Origin of the sequence: Pseudooctadecabacter jejudonensis (assembly GCF_900172275.1) — a bacterium.
Taxonomy (GTDB): domain Bacteria; phylum Pseudomonadota; class Alphaproteobacteria; order Rhodobacterales; family Rhodobacteraceae; genus Octadecabacter; species Octadecabacter jejudonensis.
Window position 1 is genome coordinate 302758 of sequence record NZ_FWFT01000001.1, and the last position, 17518, is coordinate 320275.

Sequence of the window (17518 nt, forward strand, 5' to 3'; positions counted from 1 at the left end):
TGCCAAACGCATCCATGCTCAGGAGAGAATAATGGAGATTCGTGAGGCCCTCACTTTTGATGATGTTTTGCTGGTGCCCGGGGCATCGTCCGTGTTGCCCAGTACGGCTGACACGCGGACACGGGTGACGCGCAGCATTGATTTGAATATTCCGGTGTTGTCGTCGGCGATGGACACGGTGACTGAGAGCCGGATGGCTATCGCTATGGCGCAGGCGGGGGGCATGGGGGTCATCCACAAGAACCTGAGTGTCGAGGAGCAGGCCCGTGAGGTGCGCCGCGTAAAACGCTTTGAGAGCGGCATTGTTTATAACCCGGTGACGTTGACGGCAGATCAGACCTTGGCGGAGGCCAAGGCTTTGATTGAGCGATACAATTTTACGGGGTTCCCGGTGGTTGATGCGGCGGGGCGTGTCATGGGGATTGTGACCAATCGGGACATGCGGTTTGCGACCGCAGACGACCAGCCCATTTCGACACTGATGACATCCGATGATCTGGCCATCCTGCGGGAGCCTGCCGACCGCCAGGAGGCGATTTCGCTGATGAAGGCGCGTCGGATCGAGAAGCTGCTTGTGACCGATGAGGCGGGCAAGCTGACCGGTTTGCTGACCCTTAAAGACACCGAGCAAGCGGTGTTGAACCCGACGGCCTGCAAGGATGATCTGGGCCGTTTGCGGGTGGCGGCGGCCACGTCTGTCGGGGATGCGGGCTTTGAGCGAACGGAGGCTTTGGTCGATGCGGGCGTCGATATTGTCGTGATTGATACCGCCCATGGCCATTCCGAGGGCGTGATGGAGGCCGTGCGGCGGGCCAAGACGCTGTCCAATGAGGTTCAGGTGATCGCGGGCAACGTGGCCACGGGCGACGCCACCCGTGCGTTGATTGATGCGGGGGCGGATGCGGTCAAGGTCGGCATCGGGCCCGGGTCTATTTGTACCACACGGATGGTTGCGGGCGTTGGGGTGCCTCAATTGACGGCCATTTCCGACTGCGCCGAGGCGGCCGCGGATGTGCCGGTCATCGCGGACGGAGGGATCAAGTTCTCGGGCGATTTTGCCAAGGCGATTGCGGCGGGGGCCTCCTGTGCGATGGTTGGATCCATGATCGCAGGCACAGATGAAAGCCCAGGCGAAGTGATCCTGTATCAAGGGCGGTCGTTCAAGTCTTATCGCGGGATGGGCAGCCTTGGCGCGATGGCGCGCGGATCAGCGGACCGGTATTTCCAGAAGGATGCGGCCAGTGACAAGCTGGTGCCCGAGGGCATCGAGGGGCAGGTGCCGTATAAGGGGTCCGCTGGTGCGGTTGTGCACCAATTGGTGGGCGGTCTGCGCGCGGCCATGGGCTATACTGGGTGTGCCACGATTGATGAGATGCGGCGCAACTGCAAATTCGTGAAGATCACCGGTGCAGGCCTGAAGGAAAGCCATGTGCACGATGTTCAGATCACGCGCGAAAGCCCCAACTACCGGATCATGTGATGACCCCTGCGGCGCGGGTTGCAGCCGCGATTGAGATCCTGGATGACGTCTTGTCGGGGCAGAGCGCCGAAGCGGCCCTCAAGACCTGGGGACGGTCCAACCGTTATGCCGGATCCAAGGACCGCGCCGCGGTGCGCGATCATGTGTTTCAGGCCATCCGGCGCCGCGCGTCCTTTGCGTGGCTGGGCGGGGCCGACACGGGGCGCGGGCTTATGCTGGGGGCGGCGCGATTTACCGGCGACGTTGATGCGTGGTTTTCGGGGCAGGGCTATGCGCCGCCCCCGCCCGATGTGTCCGAAATCGGCCGCGATTTGGCCGATGCTCCGCGATCAGTGCGTTTGGACATGCCGGACTGGATGCTTCCCTATTTTGAGGACGCATTGGACGAAGGGGCGGATCATGCGATGGCCGCGTTGCAGGACCGCGCCGGGGTGTTTTTGCGCGTCAATCGTTTGGCCTCCGATGTGGACGCTGTGATTGCGTCACTGCAGGGGGACGGTATTGGGGCGGTGCCTGTAACAGAGGTCGACGGGGCGCTTCATGTGACATCAAACGAACGCCGGATTGCGCAATCGTCTGCCTATGTGTCTGGCTTGGTCGAGGTGCAGGACCCATCGTCGCAACGGGCGATCAATATGCTGTCGATCGACGCCAAATCCAAATGGCTGGACTATTGCGCGGGAGGCGGGGGGAAGGGCTTGGCGCTGGCGGCGCGGGGGGCCTCTGTCGTGGCGTACGATATTGATGCCCGCCGGATGGTCGATGTGCCGTCACGTGCAGCACGGGCAGGCGTGACAATTCCAACGTTGGCGACCGATGAATTGGCCCGCAACGCGCCGTTTGACGGTGTGTTCTGCGATGCCCCCTGTTCAGGCTGCGGGACATGGCGGCGCACGCCTGAGGCGAAGTGGGCCTTGACGCCAGAGCGCTTGATGACACTCACACAGATGCAGGATGATGTGTTGACCAATGCGGCCCCTTTGGTGGCGCGCGGTGGGCAGCTGATTTATGCGACGTGTTCGGTGTTCACCATTGAAAATGATGCGCGGGTCGCCGCGTTTCTTGACCGCTCGCCGGAGTTTACGAAGGTGAGCCACCAGCACATCGCGCCACACAGCGGCGGCGACGGCTTCTTTGTTGCGGTTCTCAAGCGGCACTAAACTATCGCTATAGTTGAGTTATTTTGAAATTCAGCTACTGTTTAAGCAGGCTTAATCGGTAATAAACCTTTTTCGGTTTGTTTGGCGACGTTGAGCATTGAGGATAATAACGTGTCGGACCAATTAGATCAGTCGCATATGACGGATAAGCCCAATGTGTTGGGCGGCTTGCGTGCGCCGGATCGGCGGGGCTTTTTGTTCGTGGGCGTCGGCGTCATGGGGGCGGCCTCTCTGGCCGCGTCGATGTTTGTATCGCCTGCTGAATTGTCCTTGGGGTTCTTGGGCTTTGGGTGCGTGGCCGTCCTTTTCGCGGTCTTTGGTGGTGTTTCATCTTTAACCCGATTGAGACGGCGTTCAATCGCAACCAATGCATTGATTTCATTGGTTGATAACGATGCCTCAGCCTGTTTTCTGGCTGATTTCGATGGTGAGATCACATTCGCAAATGATGCCGCGACCGAAAAATTTCGCGATCGAAAGCCGATCACCCTAGGGCAGGCATTTACGGATTTGTTCGCCAATCCCGGTGCGGTTTTATACAGGCTTCAAAGTAAATCGCAGGCCCTTGGCAGCGCCCGCGAGGATATTGTCACCCGCAAGGGTCACGTTCGGTTGTCGGTCAACACCGTGGATGAAAGCACGTTTTTGTGGCGGCTTGAGGATCTGTCTGATCGGGGCGGCGGGGCACGGGCCGTCGACGCGCTCTCCTTGCCGATGTTGACGGCAGGTCCGACGGGGACCGTTTTGTATATGAACGAAGCGTTCCGCAGGCTTTTGGGCGGACGGGCCAAGAACCTTGAAGGTGTCTTTGAAGAATTGCCGATTGTTTCAGGGCAAGTGCATCAGGTGATGACGGAAAGCGGCAAGATCGACAGCCTTGTTGCTGAGGTGCCCAGTCACGGCGGACGACGAGAGATTTACCTTCTGCCAGGCGAAAGCCTGAAAGACGCGGCCACTGTTGCTCCGGAATGGGATGCCATCGAAGAGTTGCCGGTGCCGTTGATCAAAATCGCCCCTACGGGTGAGATTTTGGCCTCCAATCATGAGGCCCGCGCTTTGCTGGACAACCGGATCAAACTGGGCACGCGTGTGTCCGATCTGTTGACCGGTCTGGGGCGACCATTGGTGGACTGGTTGACTGAAACGATTGAGGGCAAGGGCGAGGCAAAGCCCCAATTCCTTGAGGCCGTCCATGATACCCGTGAAATCCATGTTCAGGTGTCGTTGCATCCTGCAGGCCCCAGCGACAAACCCCATATTATTGGGGTACTGAACGATGTTACTGAATTCAAAAGCCTTCAGTTGCAGTTTGTTCAAAGCCAGAAGATGCAGGCCATCGGGCAGCTGGCGGGCGGCGTGGCCCATGATTTCAATAACCTGCTGACAGCCATTTCCGGCCACTGCGATCTGCTGTTGTTGCGCCATGATCAAGGTGACGGCGATTACGCCGATCTGGTGCAGATCCATCAAAACGCAAATCGTGCGGCCGCCCTTGTGGGTCAATTGCTAGCCTATTCGCGCAAGCAAAATCTGCAGCCAGAGGTCCTTGATCTGCGCAACACGCTGTCCGACAGCACCCATTTGTTGAACCGTTTGGTCGGCGAACGCATTTCGCTGACGCTCGACCATGATCCCGGCCTCAGCCCGATCCGCGCGGATAAACGTCAGCTTGAACAGGTGCTGATGAACCTTGTTGTCAACGCCCGTGACGCGATGCAAGGGGGCGGCAACATCCGGATCGAGACGGAAAACCTGACGCTGAACGAAGGGTTGTCACGGGACCGCGTGACTGTGCCGCCAGGGCCCTATGTGGCCTTGCGTGTGCACGATACCGGCAGCGGCATCCCTGAAGACAAACGGACCAAGATATTTGAACCGTTCTATACCACCAAAAAGACCGGCGATGGCACGGGGCTCGGTCTGTCTACGGCCTATGGGATCGTCAAACAGACGGGTGGCTACATCTTTGTGGATTCGACAGTTGGCATCGGAACCACATTCACCATTTTGATCCCCGTACACGACGCACCTTTGGAGATTGAACAGCCGGCGCTTGTGGCAGATCCTGTTGTGCCCACCAAGGGAGATGGTGTTGTGCTGTTGGTAGAGGACGAGGCCCCCGTGCGGGCTTTCGCGTCTCGCGCGCTTCGGCTCAGAGGGTTTACCGTGCTGGAGGCCGATTGTGCCGAAGCGGCGTTGGAAATGCTCAATGATCCCGATCTGGATGTCGATCTCTTTTTGACCGATGTCATCATGCCGGGAAAAGACGGGCCCACGTGGGTCAGGGAAGCTTTGGTGAACCGTCCGGACACAAAGGTCGTGTTTGTGTCAGGTTATGCTGAAGAGGCCTTCGGAGAAGAGCAAAAGGCGATCCCGAATTCCGTTTTCCTGCCCAAGCCGTTCTCACTCAATGAGCTTACAACCACGGTGCACAGCCAGCTGCATTAGTCGGGCGTCGACATCACCGCATGGATATGCGCGGCGGAGCCGATCAATGCAGCGTAGTCGTCTTCGACCACCGACACTGCGAAATTCGACATGAAGCCCGCAAAGCGTCCCTTGTCCCGAAACGCTTCGGCGAAACCAAATTGGGCGAGGTAGGGCGCAAAGGCCTGACTGACACCGCCCACCAGATACACGCCGCCGAAGGGCAGCTGGATCAAGGAAAGGTTGCCGCAGACCGTGCCCAAAATGCGCGCAAAGAGGGTTGCGGCCTCTGCGGCGCGCGGGTCGGACCCTTCGGCACAGGCCGCCATGATCTCTTTGCCCGATTTTGAGCGCGGATCGCCTGCGTCCTGACCCAAGAAGGCGTAGACCCGTTCCAAACCTCGTCCCGACAAAACGTCCTCAACGGCGGGGAACCCATGGGCGTTGGAGACATATTGGCACAACCGCAATTCTTGATCATTGCGGATCGGCAAGTTGGCATGCCCACTTTCGGACGGCGGGACAAACCGCCCCCCTTCGGTTTCAAAAACAGGGGCTGCATTGAACCCCGTGCCCACGCCGACCACGAGACGCACAGCTTTGGGGCTGGGCGGTGTGTCGGGCCCCGATACGATTGGCCGGATGGATCCATCCTTGAGATCCCCGATCGCATGGCCCTGGGCCTGTAGATCATTCAGGATGGCAACCGTCTCGGCCTTGGTGGCCCGCGCCAAAGTGTCTTTGTCGATTTGCCAATCCAGATTGGTCATGGTCGCAGCACCGTCGCGCACCGGACCGGCCACCGCAACACAGGCGGCGATGGGATCTACATCCCCTTCGTCGGATAAATATTGCCGCAAGACGACCTCAAGCCCCGAAAAATTGGCATTGGTGTAACGACGTACGGTGTCCGGCAGCACCGTTCGCCCATCCGCCAAAGCGCACCGGGTGTTGGTGCCGCCGATGTCGGCGACAAGGGACAGAGTGTTCGCAGGGTGGGACATATGGGGTTCCGTTTTAGCGCGCGAGCGCGTCTTTGAGGGCGTAGTACGAAGCTTTGGGGGTGCGTTTCAAGGTGTCAAAATCCATATGGATCAGGCCAAACCGTTTTTCGTAGCCAAGGGCCCATTCGTAGTTGTCCAACAAGGACCACAAGAAATAACCGGACACGGGCGCGCCGTCGGCAATGGCCCGTTTCACGGCATCAAGATGTGCACTGACGTAGGCGATCCGTTCGGGGTCATCGACCACGCCGTCCTTGATGACATCGGCGTTGGCCATCCCGTTTTCGGTGATGAACAAGGGCGTGTCGCCTGTGTAGTCCTGCGCGGTGCGGGTCAGGAAATTGTAAAGGCCGTCTGGATAAATTTCCCATCCCATCTGGGTGAGGGGCAGGCGGGTTGGTGCCTCTGCGTGGCTTGGCCATGCGTCATCCGTCGGTTTGACGATTTTGCGGGTGTAGTAGTTCAGGCCGACCCAATCGAGAGGCTGGCCAATAAGGTCGAAATCATCCTGCCAGCCGTCGGGCAGGTGGGGGGCGAAGCCTTCCATGACACTGTCGGGGTAGCGGCCCTTGTAAATTCCATCGAGAAAGAAGCGATTGTAATAGCCGTCGTAAAGGTCGGCTGCCTTGCGGGCCTCGGCGCTGTCATCGACAGGATGCGCCCATTCGAAATTAAAGACACCGCCAAGGTTTTTCACCCCAAGGCCGCGCATGACCTGAATGGCCGTGCCGTGGGATTTCAGGACGTGATGCATCGCGCGGGCCGTGGCCCGGATGTCGCGCAGGCCAGGTGCATGGTGGCCCAGAAAATGCGACAGCCAGCCCACGCACCACGGTTCATTGATGGGGGCGGCCGTGGCGACACGGTCCCCGATGCGGCCCATGATGCAGGCGGTGTAATCACCGAACCAATGGGGCATGTCTGCGCTGCGCCAGCCCCCCATATCGGCCAGAGGCGACGGCAATTCCCAGTGGTAGAGCGTCACATATGGATCGAGCCCCCGTTCCAGCATCGCATCCACCAAGCGATCATAGAAGTCCAAGCCTTCCGGATTGGGCGTTCGACCATCGGGCATGACCCGAGCCCATGAGGTGGAAAACCGGTAGGCGTCAAATCCCGCGGCTCGCATAAGGTCGAGATCTTCTTCGAACCGGTTGTAGTGATCGCAGGCCAGATCACCGTTTTCTTGGCGCACCACGTTGCCAGGCGTGGCCGCAAAGGTATCCCAATGGGTCGACCCCGCGCCGCCTGTCGCGTGGCCTTCGATCTGATAGGCAGATGTGGCGGCCCCGAATGTAAAGCCTTCGGGAAAGTCGGATCGGTTGAAATTCATAATATACCTTAGGGTTAAGCCGTTTGTTTCACGGCAGGGGCAGGCCCTGTGGACTGCCCCACGGTCAATTCGACCTCAAGCAATGTGCTTTGGGGGTTCGATGTGGGGTTCTGGATTTGCGACAACAACATTTGCGACAACGCGCGGCCTGCATCGCGCACCGATGACCGTGTGGCGGTGAAAATCGGAACATCTGCGCCATTGGTCAGATATGACAGGCTGTCGTCGTGGGTGATGATGGACACATCGCGCCCCATCACAAGGCCCGCCTCTTCGATCGCGCGGCGCACGCCCAAGGCAGAGATGATCGACGACACGAGGAACGCCGTTGGCGGGTTCGGCACCGTGAGCATGTCGCGCGTGGCGGTGTAGCCAAAGGTTTCTGTCATTTCTTCCGACCGCATGAGGCTTGCATCAATGGGCAGATGACGCGCGGTCAGGGCCTCTTCGTAGCCAAGGCGGCGCCGGTGGGCAAAATCCATAAACTCCAACCCGTTCAACAGGGCGATGCGACGGTGACCCAGATCCAGCAGAAAGTCGGTGGCGCGGGCGAAGGCGCTGCGGTTGTTCACATCGAGCCAGCTGTAAGGGGTCGAGATGCCCGAGGCACGGCCATGCACCACAAAAGGCAAGCCGATTTCTGTCAGCAAGTCGATTCGCGAATCGTTCATCTTCGGGCCGTGCAGAATCACCCCATCGACAGTGCTGCGGGTCTTGAACCCGCGGTAGACGTTTTCCTCCCCGCCATCCTGGACGATGGACAGAAGCATTTCGTAATTGTTGGCCGCATAGACTTCACCCGCACCGGAGATGAAATCGCCAAAAATCGGGTTCACCATTTCATGGCTGCTGGCCATGGGAATAACGTGTCCGATGGCATTTGAACGGCCTGTGGCAAGACTTTGGGCCCGCAAATTCGGGCTGTAGTTATGCGCCTTTGCGGCGGCCAGAACCTTTATGCGTGTGGCCTCGTTCACCTCAGGATAGCCGTTCAGCGCGCGGCTGACCGTGGTCTGTGACAAGCCCAGAATTTTGGAGAGTTCTTTGAGGTTCATGGGGTTGTTCAAACCGCTTTGAAGAGATGCAATCGATTTGATTCATGTCGAAACGTGATTGAGAAATCAACAGAATATAGCTGTTTTTATTGTGCGACTGCAGCATTTCGCACCGCTGAGACGATCTGATTGACAGTCGCGCGGGGATGCATCAAGGTTGCGGCACTCAAACCGCTTTGGACGAGGCGGGAGTAAGACAAACAATGATTGATGGGGCGTGCCCCATTGGGAGGAACACTATGAAAAAATCTTTGTATGCCGGTGTGGCAGCAGTCGCACTGACAGCAAGCATGGCCCATGCGGACGGTCACAAGCTGTTTGCGGACGGCGAAGGCCCGTTCAGCTGGGACAGCTTCAACGAATGGGCCGCCGGTGCGCCTGATCTGTCCGGTGAGACTGTCACCGTGTTTGGCCCCTGGCTGAGCCCAGAGGACGAGTACCTCGACAACATGTTCGTGTACTTCGAAGAAGCGACAGGCGCCGATGTGGTTTACACAGGGTCCGACGGGTTCGAGCAGCAGATCGTGATCGACGCGCAAGCTGGGTCCGCTCCGAACATTGCAGTGTTCCCACAGCCAGGTCTGGCCGCAAACTTGGCTGAACAGGGCCTTTTGACACCATTGGGTGACGACGCTGGTGCTTGGGTTGCTGAAAACTATGCTGCTGGCTCGTCCTGGGTTGACCTGGGCACCTACGCCGACGCCGAAGGCGCCGATCAGTTCTACGGCTTCTTCTTCAACGTCAACGTGAAGTCGCTGGTGTGGTATGTTCCAGAGAACTTCGAAGATGCTGGCTACGAAGTGCCTGAGACCATGGAAGAGCTGATCGCTCTGTCCGAGCAGATGATCGCCGATGGTGAGACACCATGGTGCATCGGTCTGGGATCCGGCCCTGCAACAGGTTGGCCCGCGACGGACTGGGTTGAAGACATCATGCTGCGCACACAGTCCCCTGCGGACTATGACGCATGGGTGTCCAACGAACTGCCCTTCAACGATCCTAAAGTGATCGAAGCCATCGAAACCTTCGGGATGTTCGCCAAGAATGATGACATGGTTGCAGGCGGCGCTGGCGCCGTGGGCACCACAGACTTCCGCGACAGCCCTGCGGGTCTCTTCTCGTCTCCTGCGCAGTGCTACATGCACCGTCAGGCGTCCTTTGCACCCGCGTTCTTCCCAGAAGGCACAGAAGTGGGTGAAGACGCAGACTTCTTCTACTTCCCATCCTTTGCTGAAAAAGACCTCGGCAACCCGGTTCTGGGTGGCGGTACGTTGATGGCGGTCACTGATCCGTCCGATGCGACCTTCGCCTTCATGGAATTCCTGCAGCAGCCCTTCGCCCACGAAGCGATGATGGCCCAGACAGGCTTCCTGACACCCCACACCGGTGTGAACCTGGACGCCTATGCTTCCGCTTCTTTGCGCGGTCAGGGCGAAATCCTGCAGAACGCCACCACCTTCCGCTTTGACGCATCTGACCTGATGCCAGGCGCGATCGGTGCAGGCACATTCTGGACAGGCATGGTGGATTATGTGGGTGGTGCATCCGCAGAAGACACAGCCAACGCGATCCAGGACAGCTGGGACGCAATCAAGTAAGACTTGAGACCCAAACGGGCGGCGCGGAACACCACCGCGCCGCCTGACGTTCCGGTATAGGGACAACCGGCGACTTTTAGTCAGATTTCTGATAAAACCAAACGCACGTCATTACACGCGCAAGCCAGATGCCGACCTGAGGAGGCCGGCATCGAAACAGGGACCGAATTTGGGCCATCGATCAGGCCAGGTGTTCGGCGATCATTTGGGGGAGGGGACCAATGCATCCAGCATTGCTCGGACTAATGACCATCATCGTCGGGGTCGGCGGATGCGTCGGCTATTTTTACGGGGCGAACCTGTTTTTGGACAAGGTTCTGTTTCCGGCAAAAGGGCCAAACGCAGGGCGCAACATCAACCGCGCCAATATCATCCGCCCTTGGATTTTCCTGTTTCCCGCTCTGTTCGCGCTTGGTCTGTATCTGGCCTATCCCGTGTTTGCGACACTGCGCCTGTCCTTTCTTGAGAGGCTGCCGGGCAATGAATACGCATTCGTGGGCTTTGAGAACTACACCAAGATGTTCGCTGAGCCGAAGTTCGTAGAAGCCATGAAAAACAACGTCTTGTGGTTGTTGGTGGTGCCTGCGGCGTCGACCGCCTTGGGCCTTTTGGTGGCGCAGCTGACGGATCGGTTGAAATGGGGCAGCATCGCCAAATCGATCATCTTCATGCCCATGGCGATTTCGTTCGTTGGTGCAGCGGTGATCTTCAAGTTGGTCTATGAGGCCCGCCCTGAGGACGTGGCGCAGATCGGTGTGTTGAACCATCTGTACTTGCTGTTTGGCGGTGACTCCCCGCAACAGTGGCTGACCATTCCGTTCTGGAACAACTTTTTCCTGATGATCGTGCTGATCTGGATCCAGACCGGTTTTGCCATGGTGATCCTGTCGGCCGCGCTGCGGGGCATTCCTGAAGAAACGGTTGAAGCAGCCGTGGTCGATGGGGCCAACCCGTTCCAGATCTTTTTCCGGATCAAAATTCCACAGATCATGGGCACGATCGTGGTGGTCTGGACGACAATCACAATCGCCACGCTCAAGGTCTTTGACATCGTGTTCGCGATGACAAACGGGCAGTGGGAAACGCAGGTTTTGGCCAATTACATGTACGATAAGCTGTTCCGCGCCAACGATTGGGGTATGGGGTCGGCTGCTGCGATGATCATCATGTTGCTGGTGACGCCGATCCTCGTTTGGAACGTGTACAACGCCCGCAAGGAGATGCGCTGATGGAAACCGCAGGTCAAAAGCCACTCGTTGTATGGGCACTCAACATTTCTGTCGTCGTGTTGGTGCTGTTGTGGATTTTCCCAACTTTGGGGCTGTTTGTCTCGTCGTTCCGCACCGGTGAACAGATCACTGCGTCGGGCTGGTGGTCGTCCATGTTCCCCGCCGAACAAACCGTGCAGTTGCGCGCGGCCGATCCTGATGACAACCGCATCGAAACCTCCGCCGGTGTGTTCATTGTGGAAGGCAATATCTTTGAAGGCGGCGATACGCTGACGATTGACGCCTGGGCCACATCGTCGCGCGATTTGGGCGCGTTTGCAGCTGGTGAGACAGCGGATTTGGGCGATGGGGAGACCCTGACGCTTGAGGCCGACGGATCCTACGTCTGGCAGGGCGATGAGGACCAGTTGTCGGGCCGTGGGCAACGTATTTTCGTCGATGCGACCGTGCCGCCGGAATTCACGACCAATAACTACGGCTTTGTCTTGTTTGATGAGGGCAATTCCGAAGGGATGGCGAAGGCGTTCTTCAACACGTTGACCGTTGTGATCCCCGCCACGATTATCCCCATCCTGATCGCGGCCTTTGCGGCCTATGCCTTGGCGTGGATGGATTTTCCGGGGCGCGCGTTGTTGATTGCCGCCGTGGTGGGCCTGTTGGTTGTACCGTTGCAGCTGGCGCTGATCCCGCTGTTGTCGCTGCACAATGCCATTGGCATCGGTAAGGGGTATTTGGGTGTCTGGCTCGCCCATACGGGATTTGGCCTGCCCTTGGCGATATATCTGTTGCGCAACTATATGGTCGGCCTGCCGCGGGACATTATTGAAAACGCCCGTGTGGACGGAGCGACAGAGTTCCAGATCTTCACCAAGATCATTCTGCCGCTGTCGTTTCCTGCCTTGGCCTCATTCGCGATTTTCCAGTTCTTGTGGACGTGGAATGACCTGCTGGTGGCCCTGGTGTTCCTCATTGACAGCTCCGGTCAGACGACCGTGATGACCAAGCAGATTGTTGAGCTGCTGGGCACACGCGGCGGCGATTGGGAGATCCTTGCGACCTCGGCTTTCGTGTCGATCGCGGTGCCGCTGGCTGTCTTCTTCATGATGCAACGATATCTGGTGCGCGGCCTTTTGGCTGGCTCCGTCAAGTAAAAGAAAGGGTCTTGGGCAATGACCAAGATGGAAACCATGGGGGACACAGCGTCCTTCGAAAAAGATGCGGATTGGTGGCGCGGGGCGGTGATCTATCAGATCTATCCGCGCAGCTATCAAGACAGCAACGGCGACGGGATCGGTGATCTTGGGGGCATCGTCGAACGGCTGCCCTATATCGCCAGCCTTGGCGTGGACGCGATCTGGATTTCGCCGTTCTTCACCAGCCCAATGAAGGATTTCGGCTACGACGTCAGCGATTATTGCGACGTGGACCCGATGTTCGGCACGCTCAGCGATTTTGACGCCGTGGTCAGCACGGCCCACGCGTTGGGTGTGAAGGTGATGATCGATCTGGTGTTGTCGCACACGTCAGATCAGCACCCGTGGTTTGCCGAAAGCAAGGCCGACAAGACCAACGACAAGGCCGATTGGTACGTTTGGGCCGACGCAAAGCCTGACGGGACGCCGCCCAACAACTGGCTGTCGATCTTTGGCGGATCGGCGTGGCAATGGCATGGTGAGAGGGAGCAGTACTATCTGCACAACTTCCTTGTCTCCCAGCCGGATTTGAATTTCTGGGAACCCGCCGTGCAGGAGGCGCTGTTGGATGTGGCGCGGTTCTGGTTGCACCGTGGGGTTGATGGGTTCCGGTTGGACACCATCAATTTTTACATGCACGACCGCGAGTTGCGGGATAATCCGGCCCTGCCGCCCGAACAGCGCAACAGCACCATCGCGCCGTCCGTGAACCCGTATAATCACCAAGAACACCTGTATTCCAAGAACCAGCCGGAAAACCTCGATTTCCTGCGCAAGCTGCGCGCGGTGATGGAACCGTTCAACGCCGCGGCCGTAGGAGAAGTGGGCGATGCCCAACGGGGGCTTGAGATCATGGGCGAATACACCGCTGGCGATGATCTGATGCAGATGTGCTATGCGTTTGAATTCCTCAGCGGGGCACAGCCCACAGCAAAGACAATCGCGGATGTGATGAAACGCGTCGATGAAAATGCGGCTGATGGTTGGGCCTGCTGGGCCTATTCCAACCATGACGTGGTGCGCCATGCGACGCGGTGGGATTTGCCGCCAGCCGCCCTGAGGGCCTTTGTATCCTTGATGATGTGCCTGCGCGGGTCTGCGTGCATCTATCAGGGCGAAGAGTTGGGCCTGCCCGAGGCGGACGTGGCGTTTGAGGATTTGCAGGATCCTTACGGCATCCAGTTCTGGCCCAAGTTCAAGGGCCGTGATGGCTGCCGCACGCCGATGGTTTGGGCCAGCGACAACCAGCATGGCGGGTTTTCGGACGCGCCGCGCACGTGGTTGCCCGTCAGCCATGAACATATGCATATGTCCGTGGCCGATCAGGAAGACGATCCCGGCGCGCTGCTGCACCATTACCGCCGCGCGATTGCCTTTCGGCATGCCCACGCAGCCCTGGCCAAGGGCGACCATGACGGCGTCAAACATGACGGCGACATCGTTTATTTCACCCGCACACACGACAGCGAGACCATCTTTTGCGCCTTCAACATGAGCGAGACACCGTCCGATTTCCCCGCGCCAAAGGGAACCTGGCGCACCATCGGGACCGAGATCGGATCGGCCCAGGTGTCAGACGATGGACACTTACACCTTGGACCGTGGCAGCCGTATTTTGCGGCAGCGATCTGAATTTGAATTAGGGGAGAGGGACAGATGGCAGATTTGAAACTGACGGATGTGGCCAAGGTTTATGGCGGCTCGGTTGAGGTGCTGAAAGACATCAACCTGGACATCAAACAGGGCGAGTTGATCGTCTTTGTTGGCCCATCGGGCTGCGGAAAATCCACACTTTTGCGCATGATTGCAGGGCTTGAAACGATCACCGGCGGTGAGTTGCAGATCGACGGGCAGGTGGTCAACAACATGCCACCGGCGCAACGGGGCATTGCGATGGTGTTTCAGTCCTATGCTCTCTACCCGCATATGACCGTGCGCGAAAACATGAGCTTCGCGATGAAGCTGGCCAAAAAGCCAAAGGCAGAGATTGAGGCCGCGGTGAACAAAGCGGCCAAGATCCTCCAGCTTGAGGAATATCTGGATCGTTTGCCCAAAGCGCTGTCGGGCGGGCAACGTCAACGTGTGGCCATCGGACGGTCCATCGTGCGCGACCCGAAGGTGTATTTGTTTGACGAACCTTTGTCGAACCTCGATGCGGCGCTTCGTGTCGCCACGCGGATCGAGATTGCACAGCTGAAGGAATCCATGCCGGATTCCACCATGATCTACGTGACCCACGATCAGGTTGAGGCGATGACGTTGGCCAGCCGGATTGTCGTTCTCGATGCACTCAAAGACAATAACTACAGCCATTCGATCGCGCAGGTCGGCACCCCGCTTGAGCTTTATGAGACGCCCGAGAATGAATTTGTGGCGCAGTTTATCGGATCTCCGGCGATGAACCTGATGGCTGGTGAAATTGTGGAAACAGGGGACCGCACAGGCGTGACTGTCAATGACGGGTCTGGCGTGATCTATTCCGACATCAAGACGCAGGCCGCCGACAAGGGGCTAAAGGTCAACGTCGGCATCCGGCCAGAGGATTTTGTGCCCGCCGAGGGGGGCGCCTATGCGTTTTCGGGCACGGTACAGATCGCCGAAGCCTTGGGTGAAGTGACCTTGCTGTATTTTGAGCCCCCCAAAGCAGACGACGACACCAAAACAGTGATCGCAAAAATGCCGGGCATTCACAAATCCATGCGCGGGCAGGAGGTTCATCTGACGGCCGATCCGGCCAAGGTGCATCTCTTCTCGAACGGCAAGTCGCTTTACTACCGTTAAGCTGCGGGATACGTCGGGGCATGGCTAAGAAACCAACCTCGGGGCCCAAATCACGGGCAGGCAAGAATTCATCAGGTCGCGGGCAACGCGACCTGACGGTGAAGGTAAAGACCGCCCGCGGGCGTAAAATGTCGTCAACCAAGTGGTTGCAGCGGCAGTTGAATGACCCCTACGTGCAGCGTGCAAAGGCCGATGGATATCGGGGGCGCGCGGCGTATAAAATCCTGGAACTTAACGAGAAATTCCATTTCTTTACGCCCGGAAAACGGGTGGTGGATCTGGGCGCGGCCCCCGGTGGGTGGTGTCAGGTTGCCGTGCCACGCATCAATGCGTTGGGCGAAAAGGCGGGCAAGCCTGTGGGCACGATCTTGGGCGTGGACCTGCAAGAGATGGAGCCTATCGCCGGTGCCACTCTGCATCAGCTTGATTTCATGGAAGACGACGCGGACGTGAAGGTCAAAGAATGGCTCGGCGGGCGCGCGGATGTTGTGATGAGCGATATGGCGGCTTCTGCCTCGGGGCACAAACAGACAGATCACTTGCGTATCATCGCGCTGTGTGAGGCCGCGGCCTATTTCGCGTTTGACGTTCTGGAAGAAGGCGGCGTGTTTATCGCCAAGGTTCTGGCGGGCGGGGCCGAGGGGGATTTGCAAAAGATCCTCAAGCAGAAATTCAACAAGGTTCTGAACGTCAAACCGCCCAGTTCGCGGTCGGACAGTTCAGAGAAATTTGTGGTGGCCATTGGCTATCGGGGCAACGGTGAGGACGAAGACGAATGACCCATATTCTTGCGATTGATCAGGGCACGACATCCAGCCGTGCGATCTTGTTCGATGACACTATGGCCGTCGCCCATGTGGCCCAGCAAGAGTTTACGCAGATTTACCCCCAATCGGGCTGGGTTGAACATGACGTAGAAGAGATTTGGGCAAGTGTTGTCGCGGTGTGCAAAGAGGTCGTGGCCAAGGCGGATGACATCGCCGCGATCGGCATCACCAACCAGCGCGAAACCACAATCGTGTGGGACCGTGAGACGGGCAAGCCCATCCACAACGCCATCGTCTGGCAGGACCGGCGCACCGCTAAGTTCTGCGAAGAGCTGCGCGCAGAAGGGTTCGAAGAGACAATCACCCATAAGACGGGGCTGTTGGCCGATCCGTATTTCAGCGCGACCAAGGTGCGCTATATCCTGCAAACCGTCGAAGGCGCGCAGGAAAAGGCCGAGGCCGGCAAGCTGGCCTTCGGCACTGTCGACAGCTTTTTGATCTGGCGTCTGACGGGCGGCAAACGGCATGTGACGGACGCCACCAATGCGGCGCGCACCATGCTGTATGACATTCGTGAGGGGCGCTGGTCTTCGACCATGTGTGATCGTCTGGGCATCCCCATGTCCATGTTGCCCGAGGTGCTGGATTGCGCGGCTGATTTTGGCACCACAGATCTTTTTGGCCCCCAGCTGCCGATTTTGGGTGTGGCGGGTGACCAGCAGGCAGCCACAATCGGACAGGCCTGTTTTGAGCCGGGCATGTTGAAATCCACCTATGGCACGGGGTGTTTTGCGCTGTTGAATACGGGCGAGGATTTGGTCCAAAGCCAAAACCGCCTGCTTGGGACAATTGCCTATCAGTTGGACGGCAAGACGACTTACGCGCTTGAGGGGTCGATCTTTATCGCGGGTGCGGTGGTGCAATGGCTGCGCGATGGCTTGGGCATTATTGCCAAGGCCGCCGACACGCATCCGCTCGCGGAAAAGGCGGACCCGTCGGTCGAATTGTATCTGGTGCCGGCCTTTACCGGGCTTGGTGCGCCCTATTGGGACGCCGACGCACGGGGTGCGATCTTTGGCCTGACCCGCAACGCAGGGCCCGAGGAGTTTGCGAAAGCGGCACTGGAAAGCGTCGGGTTCCAAACACGCGATCTGCTGGAGGCCATGCACGCGGATTGGTCGGGCGCGGCAGAGGGCACACTTCGAGTGGACGGCGGCATGTCGGCATCCGATTGGGCCATGCAGTTTCTTAGCGACATCATCGGCGCGCCCGTCGACAGACCAAAAGTGTTAGAGACAACGGCGCTTGGTGCGGCGTGGCTGGCGGGGATGCGGGCAGGGGTCTATCCCGCGCAGCAGGACTTTGCAGCCACCTGGGCACTGGATCAGCAGTTCACGCCCAAGATGGACGCAGCCGACAAGGACCGCCGGTATGCGGGCTGGACGGATGCAATCGCCCGCACCAAAAGCGCATAAACCGCGACGCTCACCT

Annotated in this window: 13 protein-coding genes; 10 read left to right on the forward strand and 3 right to left on the reverse strand. The window is 58.5% G+C overall.

All coding sequences use genetic code 11. The features are described from left to right. The first annotated feature begins 31 nt into the window (after positions 1–31). The 3 genes from guaB to PSJ8397_RS01490 all read left to right on the forward strand — a co-directional run bounded on the left by guaB (position 32) and on the right by PSJ8397_RS01490 (position 5088). On the forward strand, positions 32–1480 hold the full coding sequence (gene guaB, locus PSJ8397_RS01480; protein ID WP_085862785.1) for an IMP dehydrogenase: 1449 nt from the start codon (positions 32–34) through the stop codon (positions 1478–1480). Next, positions 1480–2640, forward strand: a complete 1161-nt coding sequence (locus tag PSJ8397_RS01485; RefSeq protein WP_085862786.1) for an RsmB/NOP family class I SAM-dependent RNA methyltransferase — start codon at positions 1480–1482, stop codon at positions 2638–2640. Before guaB ends, PSJ8397_RS01485 begins: the two co-directional genes overlap by 1 nt. A gap of 216 nt (positions 2641–2856) precedes the next feature. Further along, positions 2857–5088: an ATP-binding protein gene (locus tag PSJ8397_RS01490; RefSeq protein WP_235000578.1), complete on the forward strand. Its 2232-nt coding sequence runs from the start codon at positions 2857–2859 to the stop codon at positions 5086–5088. Here PSJ8397_RS01490 and PSJ8397_RS01495 read toward each other — a convergent pair. Genes PSJ8397_RS01495 through PSJ8397_RS01505 form a run of 3 tightly spaced genes read right to left on the reverse strand, consistent with a single transcriptional unit; the run spans position 5085 to position 8459 of the window. Beyond that, the gene (locus PSJ8397_RS01495) at positions 5085–6071 is read right to left on the reverse strand and encodes a glucokinase (RefSeq protein WP_085862788.1); all 987 of its coding nucleotides are present in this window, start codon (positions 6069–6071) and stop codon (positions 5085–5087) included. The genes PSJ8397_RS01490 and PSJ8397_RS01495 overlap by 4 nt on opposite strands. 13 nt (positions 6072–6084) lie before the next feature. Further along, entirely contained in the window at positions 6085–7404 is a 1320-nt protein-coding gene (locus PSJ8397_RS01500) for a GH1 family beta-glucosidase (RefSeq protein ID WP_085862789.1), read from the reverse strand. A 14-nt stretch (positions 7405–7418) separates the two neighbouring features. Continuing rightward, complete coding sequence (locus PSJ8397_RS01505; RefSeq protein ID WP_085863445.1) at positions 7419–8459, reverse strand: LacI family DNA-binding transcriptional regulator; 1041 nt, start codon at positions 8457–8459, stop codon at positions 7419–7421. Positions 8460–8698: 239 nt separating this feature from the next. On the opposite strand from PSJ8397_RS01505, the gene PSJ8397_RS01510 reads away from it, so the two are divergent. From PSJ8397_RS01510 to glpK, 7 genes are all read left to right on the forward strand, one after another. Beyond that, positions 8699–10057: an ABC transporter substrate-binding protein gene (locus PSJ8397_RS01510; RefSeq protein WP_085862790.1), complete on the forward strand. Its 1359-nt coding sequence runs from the start codon at positions 8699–8701 to the stop codon at positions 10055–10057. A gap of 221 nt (positions 10058–10278) precedes the next feature. After that, positions 10279–11286 (forward strand): carbohydrate ABC transporter permease, encoded by a 1008-nt coding sequence (locus PSJ8397_RS01515; RefSeq protein ID WP_085862791.1) that lies wholly within the window; start codon positions 10279–10281, stop codon positions 11284–11286. After that, positions 11283–12437, forward strand: a complete 1155-nt coding sequence (locus PSJ8397_RS01520; RefSeq protein ID WP_143515349.1) for a carbohydrate ABC transporter permease — start codon at positions 11283–11285, stop codon at positions 12435–12437. The genes PSJ8397_RS01515 and PSJ8397_RS01520 overlap by 4 nt, the downstream gene beginning before the upstream one ends. 18 nt (positions 12438–12455) lie before the next feature. Further along, complete coding sequence (locus PSJ8397_RS01525; protein WP_085862793.1) at positions 12456–14111, forward strand: alpha-amylase family glycosyl hydrolase; 1656 nt, start codon at positions 12456–12458, stop codon at positions 14109–14111. Positions 14112–14135: 24 nt separating this feature from the next. Then, entirely contained in the window at positions 14136–15260 is a 1125-nt protein-coding gene (locus PSJ8397_RS01530) for an ABC transporter ATP-binding protein (RefSeq protein WP_085862794.1), read from the forward strand. A gap of 20 nt (positions 15261–15280) precedes the next feature. Further along, entirely contained in the window at positions 15281–16039 is a 759-nt protein-coding gene (locus tag PSJ8397_RS01535) for an RlmE family RNA methyltransferase (protein ID WP_085862795.1), read from the forward strand. After that, positions 16036–17502, forward strand: a complete 1467-nt coding sequence (glpK, locus tag PSJ8397_RS01540; RefSeq protein ID WP_085862796.1) for a glycerol kinase GlpK — start codon at positions 16036–16038, stop codon at positions 17500–17502. The genes PSJ8397_RS01535 and glpK overlap by 4 nt, the downstream gene beginning before the upstream one ends. The last annotated feature ends 16 nt before the right edge of the window (positions 17503–17518 follow it).